Here is a 7,624-nt window from a genome sequence, read left to right as displayed (position 1 = left end):
TTGACTGCAATCTCCCTAATAATAGCAGATTTTAAGCGGTAAAATCAAGTCTCTACACGGTGTAGTTTAATGTCTAGAACTATGTCTACAGCACTGTCTACACTGTTGTCTCTAGTGTCTTACAACGTCTTACACTGTTATCCCTGCCTAGCCTTAGATACCCGTTTATTCAATGTAGACAAAGCGTAGACAAGCTGTAGACAAATACTAGACAACTACTAGACAAAATGACCACCTACCACGATCGCCAAACAGCACCCCCCTCTAAATGCTCGTTTAAGCCCTCTCAAGAGTTTAATATGATGAATTCTGCCTTTGTTACGCCCAACAGCCTTAAAAAGCTCATTTGTGTACAGCACAGGGGAAGATGTGCCGAGCTTGCGAGGCGCGGTACGCTGTGGTGTTTTCCAAATGAATTATTTGTTCAAAGCTCTTGACAAGTGCTATTAGATACTGTATTTTCACGCGCGCATTCCTTGTCTTGATTATATAGAAACTATTCTCACACCCCCCATTTTCGCCCCTTACTAGGCAAGGGTTTCAAAGGTTTGTATCAACATCTGATACAAAATAAACACAAAAGGCCGCTTGCTTACTGGCAGAGCAAGTATGTTACTTTTTAGCGAGTTTTTGCCGTTTATGGAAATGGTGAAAAGCCTTGATATCCGTTTATGGGAATGGCTAGACAAACACATCTACCATTTATGGAAACGGTGAACTGCAATTGATTGTAAGTACCAAGACCATAAAAAACCGTGTGTCACGCGCTTGACACTATCTACTAACACCGTTATAGTAGTTGAAACGCCTGACACACGGCAATACACGTATCTTACTTATCATTATGCCAAATCCTAAAGGACACGAAGACTCAATCAAGGATTCTCGATTCAAGGCTGCATGGCAGAGTGGTCCTACCCGCACCATTCGAGTTCCGATCGCCCTTGCTGATGCTACTTTAGAATATGCTCGGCAACTCGATCGAGGCATTGAACCGCGTGACACATGGGTAAAGTCTGACACTCAAATCCATAACAAAGTGGACAATATAGTCACTGAACCGCGTGACACAGCAAAAATACAGGTTGAGCTAGAGTCCCTCCGCGCTAACTATGACGCGCTTTTAGAAACTAGCACTCGCATCACAACTAAGCTCCGAAACGAAGTACACAGATTGCGATCGGCACTTGAGTTACCAGAGGCTTCCGTCCTGCTAAACAAATTAAAAGCTAAGCGTAAAAAATCAACCGCCTCGCTTGCTGACGTAGATGCAATTTTGGAGATACTTGAGGAGTCCTGAGACGACACATCCCAGGGACTTTGGGCATAAACCCCGGTTCATTCCGGGGCTTTTCTGGTCAAAATCTTAACAATTGCAGGTTGACAAAACGCCTACGAACCTGCGATCGTCAGTAATTAAGGAAGATTTATGCGCGACTGACCAGCGTTGACCCGCTAGCCAAGTCACGACTTCCCCAAACAGTTCACTGTCAACGTTTGGAGCCTAAAAATTATGACATTTACAAACGATTGTCCTTGCGGACGATCGCAAATCTTTACGGCGCTTGAAGAAATGGCATTAGCTAATAGCCATTTATTACCCGAGACGAAAAAGGTAGTTTACTTTGTGACAGCCATGCAAGGGGAAAGCAAAAAAATTATCTACATCGGGTTTACGTCGAATTTAAGGAGAAAATTCAAAGACCACAAGAGAAAAATGGAATTTGAATTTTTAGATAGGATGGGATATCAAATCAATATCTCTTGGATTGTATTGCCTGAGGGGACGCGGGATAAACAAGCACAAGTAACTCAAGCGTACTATGTACGTGTTTTTGAACCAAAGCTCAACATCCACCAAAATACCTTTGCTGCCGTTCAAGTTGAAGAATTGAAGAAAGGAATTGAAAATTTGGAACAATGCAAATATGACTCCCTGAAAAAACAAGTTGAAAATTGGGAGCAAAGTGGAGATGACAAAGATACGATAATCAAGAAAATATGGGAGGTAGGTAGAGACTGCTTAATGGTGAATATTTGATTTTGCCGCTGACTGCCGATGGAAAGTCTCACGCTACTGGGTATATGTGTACCCCTAGAGTCATTCCGTGGCACTACCACCTGCAGAACGCGGTCAAATATTTGTCCTGCGGTTGGTTCAGCTAGTTGATTCCCTAACCGAACGTTCAGAACCGATGTTCTAAAATTAACTAGCTGAACCAGAACTGAACGCTTCCGAGAACGGGGAATTAGAACGCGCTGAACGGCTCCTGGAAGTCATATATACCAACGACTTACTTCATAGCGCTTCCCCGAACGAGCATCCCGATTACTCTATGTATTTAGAAGCTTGCAAGTCAAGGGAAGCGGGAAAGTCAACATTAATTAACGCCTAGACTTTCTCTGTAGCGAACTCAAGCGGGGTTTTTTCGACTGGCTGCGACAATTTATGAACCCGTGCAGAGTTCCCGCTCAGCCAGTCGGAAAAACATCCGCAACCCACTCCCCTCCTTGACCGAGTACACCGAAGCGAAAAATGAGACGGGGAACGTCACAATGCGATCGGGTAAGCCATAGAATATTAATTGCTGGAACCAAGCCTAGGCGACTGGGCTAATCCAGATGGGGAGAAGCTTTAGAATTGGCTTAAGCATTCTCCAAAAAAAAAATGGCCGCTGTTTGGGCGGGCCACCAAATAATTAATAAAAGTAATTTAAGTCTATCAGCGCACGTGTTGCGGCGCAAACCTATCCGACAACCCGCCCAAAAAAAGCGGTCATACCTCCTGATTAGGACGCGGTATGACCTTACAAAAAAATTTCCACAGTCAAGTATATAGTCCCGCCGATCTTGCCTATCAAGACTGCGTGGTCAAATCTGGTATTGCTCCTGACATTTATCCTCTCAACTTTGACCCTGCGAGCGGAAACCCTGCTTATGACTTGCTTTACCGCGACACCGACCCCACAACCAACAGCGGCATCAGCATAGAAGCGGCTCGGAATCTTGCCCGGTGTACCGGAAGTGCGGGATATTTCCTTGACAACAATTTTTATCTGCCATCCGATCTAGCCGGAAACACAAAAGCCGCCAGGTACGGGATTATCAAATCAAAAGGAATTTACCGACCGGAGGGCCCTCCTGCGTATGGCTGGATATGTAACAACCGTTTTCGGCAATTAGGCGGGGCGCCGATCGCTCTCGACCTAAATAAAAATACAGGCGTGTGGGAGCCTCGCAGATATCACCAGCCAAAGGGCAAGTCCTTAGAAATATTTTTTGCTCGCATTACCGTCCGTGTTTGGAAATTAGTAGCCGAAAAAGCTGGCTTATCAATGCCAGAATTCCCGGTTATTGGGGTTGATGGAGAAGCGATCGGATTCTGGGAATGGGTCAAGGCTACCAACTGCCCGATCGTCATCACTGAAGGGGAAAAGAAAGCTTGCGCCCTGATTTCTCGCGGGTTTGCAGCTATTTGTATTCCGGGAATCACTACTGGCTACCGAGTTACGGAGAAAGGGGACTGGGTACGGAAGGCAGACGGGACAGAATATCAGAAAGCAGTTGCGTGGGAATTGCGATCCGAACTCGAAGCGCTTGACACAGCAGGACGCGAAATCACAATTATTTTCGACTTCCGCGAGGGTGATTATTCCGAAAGCCCAGAATTTAAGGCCGCCACAACCACAGCGAAACTGTTCAAAAGTGCGATCGCAAAAATTGCACAGTTGCCTGGGCCGGATAAAGGTGCTGATGATTTTGTGGTCGCTGGTGGCGACATCGACGCAGTAATTTCGGCGGCTTCGACAATTGAGGAAATCCAGAAACAAATCTTAAAAGGGTTCAGCAAAAAAAATAGACAGAAAGCTTGGGCGCTAACTTACCCAACAGCTTGGGAATGCAACCAGCGTTACCTCAGCATTCCTTACCATTCCGGCTTAATTGGTGTGAAATCGCCCAAAGGAACGGGGAAAACTTACGACCTCATCAAATTAATCGCTCAAACTCATGCCCAGGGGCGCAAAGTTTTGCTGCTGACTCACCGGATTGTGCTAGGACGGGCAATTTGTAAGGCTGTGGGGATTCCTTGGATCGAGGAAATGAACTCGGACGCAGATCGCGAACTTGAGGGCAAAGCTATGGGGTTTGGGCTGTGCGTTGATAGCCTGCACCCACTATCTCAAGCAGCTTTTGACCCGCTGGCTTGGGAAGGAGCTTTAGTAATTGTTGATGAAGTCGAGCAAGTTTTCTGGCACGCGCTCGACGCCTCAACTTGCCGAGAAAACCGTCAAGCAATCCTCACCACCATGCGGACACTATTTAAATCGGTGCTCAGCACGGGTGGAACAATCAGGCTACAAGATGCTGACTTAAGCGATTACAGCATTGACTTTGTTCGCGAGTTTGCTGAAAGAACTGATATTGAGCCTTGGATTGCGGTAAATCACTGGCAGCCGTCTGAGCCGTGGCAAATAAAATTTTACGACACCCAATACGTCAAGGGTGGGACTAAAGACGATCCGTCCGGGCTGCTCAAGGATTCAGTCGCTCGTGTAACTCTTGGCGCCAAAATCTGGGTCAGTTGCGACTCCCAGAAAGCCAAGAGCAAATTCGGTAGCAAGAATTTAGAAAAATTTTACCGCTCGCGCTGCCCTGGCAAGAAAATCCTCAGAATAGATGCGGAGACAGTCGCGAACCCCGAGCATCCGGCTTACCAATGTGCTGAGAAAATCACCGAACTAGCGGCGCTCTACGATATCGTGATTTGTTCGCCGTCGCTGGCAACTGGGGTATCTGTTGAGTTGCGGGGGCATTTTAACGCCGTGTTCGGCATTTTCCAAGGGGCAATCTCTGATAACGAAGTGCGGCAAAGTCTGGCGCGGGTTCGCGAACCTATTAACAGGTTTGTCTGGTGCCGTCAGATTGCAGTGGGAAAAATTGGCAACGGGGAAGCAAATTATAAGGAAGTAGCCAAGTCGAAGGAAAAAGACTGCCGCTATAATTTGCAACAGCTCAGAGATTTTGACTTAGACCTTGACAAAGCTCACAACCCAACAGTTTTGAGATTTTGGGCGAAGTACGCCGCCCGAATAAATTCTTCAATTTGGGATTTTCGGGAGACTGTACGCGAGGGGCTTGAAGCTGAAGGACACATCATTACAGATTGTGGAGATGATGACCGCGACACTGCGGGGGAAATTAACGCGCTGAGAATTCTCAATCAAGTGGAGGAAGCTCTTGCTGTGGCAGAGGCAGAAGATATCGATCGTCCGGAATTTGAGGAGCTAGAACAGAAGCGCAGCAAAACCGACGCCGAACGGTACAAACAGGAAAAATTTAGGCTGAAGGAAATTTATCAAGTTAAGGAAGTTACCCCAACACTCAGGCAACTTCATCAAGATAGGTGGCATGGCAAAATTCAGCTTGAATATTTGCTTACCCACAACCCAGATTTTATTTTGATGCGCGATCGCAAAAATATTGACTCCCAACTAAAGAATGGCGACGGGCAACTCTGCCTCCAAGATGTCCGGCAATCCATGTGTAAAGTTACGGTTCACAAGCTCCTAAATACTTGGCAGTTCTGCGACCCGACAAAAGAATGGAGCAACAACTCGCCAGAAATTCTTGAATTTGCAGGCAAGGCTTTGAAATTTGCAGCAGACATCAAAACTTTTACGGGCATCAAAGTCAGTCGAGAGAAAGTGGCAAAGAATCCGATCGGAGTTGTGGGCAGCTTTCTTGGGCAACTGGGACTTAAGTTCGCAGCCTCACCACAGCGTCGCGTAGGTGGAGAGCGGTTGAGATTTTACAAGTTTGGCGGCGCCGCTTCTGCGAATGTCTTCGACAGGGCAGGCAATAAAGTTAAGGAGCCTGAAGGTTTGCGAGCGCAAATTTTTGAAGCTTGGCAAAAGCGAGACGAACTAGCTTTATTTGAATTCCAGCATTACGCCATCGCAGCGGTTGAGGCTGATGTCACACCTTACCTCAAACCCTCTGCCAGCAAGGTTCGGGTCGAAAATGACTTGTATTTGGGTTCTGTCACAGCAAGTTCTATAGATATAGAGAATATCCCTAGTGTGACAACAGACTCAAGCATAGAAACTCCCATAGAACCAACGGTAGAACCGCAGCCGGAACCTCTCGGCAGAATGGGATGGGTCAGTCGGTGGGGTCAGTGGATTCGAGCTTCTTTCTTGGCCGCTACGAACGGCGCTCAATACAGAATGCTGATACAGGAATTAGGAGAATGGAGCGAGGTGTTAGCCTTCCCTCATCAAATCCGCTGGGAGGATCCAACTTTAGAGAATCTCGCCCAATAGGTATAAAGTCTGTCCTACCTAGCCATAGCACTTTTAAACCCAGGGTCAGGTTATGAATCTATCCCGATGAATTAGTAGCAGTTGTAGGGGCCTAGACGGGGATATTTGTAATTTTTAATATTTAACTGCCATCTTAAATTTATGGTATCGTAAAAAAAAACATAGAATGGAGTACAAAAATGTTACGTCATATAATATCAGTTAGTTTAGCAATGACCGCCTGTGCAACTCTTATAGCTACAAAGGCAAATGCTATTAATTTCACATTGACCTCCTTTAACGGTTTACAAAGAGATCCTGGTGGCGCAATCTTATTTAGATTAGCTTTGGAGCCAGAAAGCACTGGTTTAGGGGGAGTAGAAATTCAAAGAGTTTATGAGCCTAGTGGTTTTACCTTTGGAAATGGTACTTACGACTCTAATGAATTATCTTTTATTCAAATTATTCCATTCATTGATTTTAGTGAGCCAGTGACTAGTCCAAGCGCTATAGCTGGTTTGTTCTTTAGAGTTATTAACTCTAGAGCAGATGGACAGAGTGATTTAAGGAGTGTAAGAGTAGATTATCGAGCCAACAACGTAGATAGCTCTATTTTGGTTGAGAATGCTACATTGGATGTACAACCTACACAACTTGTACAACCTGTTCCTGAACCACTAACTATGTTTGGTGCAGCGACAGCATTAGGATATGGAGCCATACTCAAACGGAAGTCTTCTAAAAAGACAGTATCTTGAGCTAGCTACAGTAATTACAAGCTTTAGAGGGGGATAGAATGTTATCCCAGTTTGCGTTTGACATCCGTTTATAGAAATGGTTGAATAGAGATATCAGCCATTTATGGAAACAGCATAAGCTGTAGCGGTGATAAGTCCTAGAGCTGGATATACCCATATGCCCGCTTAACCTATACTGCAACCCTGCCTACGCAGCAACACATCAAACATACCAGCCACAAGTCTTAAACCTGTAAACAAGTTTAGAAGGAGCAAGTAATCGAGCGGGAAACAGCGTGGCGAGTTCAAATGACACCAAGCGCATTTAGACCAACAACTTAGCACCCACGTCGCAACCGATGACCGCTGCGCTAATTTTTCGGCGTCAACTTGTCCGAGCCAGAGCTTTAAACTTACAACAAGCTCTAGGACGGACAAGCTGCCACTCGAAAAATTTCATCGGCTGCTTGACCTAGCTTTTTGGGGAAATATCAAAAATATCGATACTGTCTCAAATAGCCTGTAATCCTTTCTGTGTGATACTTCTAGACATTTATTTATTTATTTATTTTATATTTTTTACAT

At 45.5% G+C, this 7,624-nt stretch carries 4 protein-coding genes; all 4 read left to right on the top strand.

The features are described from left to right. The first annotated feature begins 844 nt into the window (after positions 1-844). The 4 genes from QUB61_RS36540 to QUB61_RS36525 all read left to right on the top strand — a co-directional run bounded on the left by QUB61_RS36540 (position 845) and on the right by QUB61_RS36525 (position 7,060). On the top strand, positions 845-1,300 hold the full coding sequence (locus QUB61_RS36540; protein WP_333135978.1) for a hypothetical protein: 456 nt from the start codon (positions 845-847) through the stop codon (positions 1,298-1,300). Positions 1,301-1,513: 213 nt separating this feature from the next. After that, entirely contained in the window at positions 1,514-2,041 is a 528-nt protein-coding gene (locus QUB61_RS36535; RefSeq protein WP_333135976.1) for a GIY-YIG nuclease family protein, read from the top strand. Between the two features lie 760 nt (positions 2,042-2,801). Next, entirely contained in the window at positions 2,802-6,323 is a 3,522-nt protein-coding gene (locus tag QUB61_RS36530) for a plasmid replication protein, CyRepA1 family (protein WP_333135974.1), read from the top strand. Positions 6,324-6,502: 179 nt separating this feature from the next. After that, positions 6,503-7,060, top strand: a complete 558-nt coding sequence (locus tag QUB61_RS36525) for a PEP-CTERM sorting domain-containing protein (RefSeq protein WP_333135972.1) — start codon at positions 6,503-6,505, stop codon at positions 7,058-7,060. Positions 7,061-7,624 lie beyond the last annotated feature (564 nt).

The organism is Microcoleus sp. C2D2 (assembly GCF_036702495.1).
In the GTDB taxonomy this organism is placed as follows: domain Bacteria; phylum Cyanobacteriota; class Cyanobacteriia; order Cyanobacteriales; family Microcoleaceae; genus Microcoleus.
Note: the sequence above shows the minus strand (reverse complement) of the source record. Positions and strands in the feature narration are given on the sequence as shown.

Coding starts and splice junctions, on each gene's coding strand:
- QUB61_RS36540 (WP_333135978.1), top strand. CDS start 845: ATGCCAAATCCTAAAGGACACGAAGACTCAATCAAGGATTCTCGATTC.
- QUB61_RS36535 (WP_333135976.1), top strand. CDS start 1,514: ATGACATTTACAAACGATTGTCCTTGCGGACGATCGCAAATCTTTACG.
- QUB61_RS36530 (WP_333135974.1), top strand. CDS start 2,802: ATGACCTTACAAAAAAATTTCCACAGTCAAGTATATAGTCCCGCCGAT.
- QUB61_RS36525 (WP_333135972.1), top strand. CDS start 6,503: ATGTTACGTCATATAATATCAGTTAGTTTAGCAATGACCGCCTGTGCA.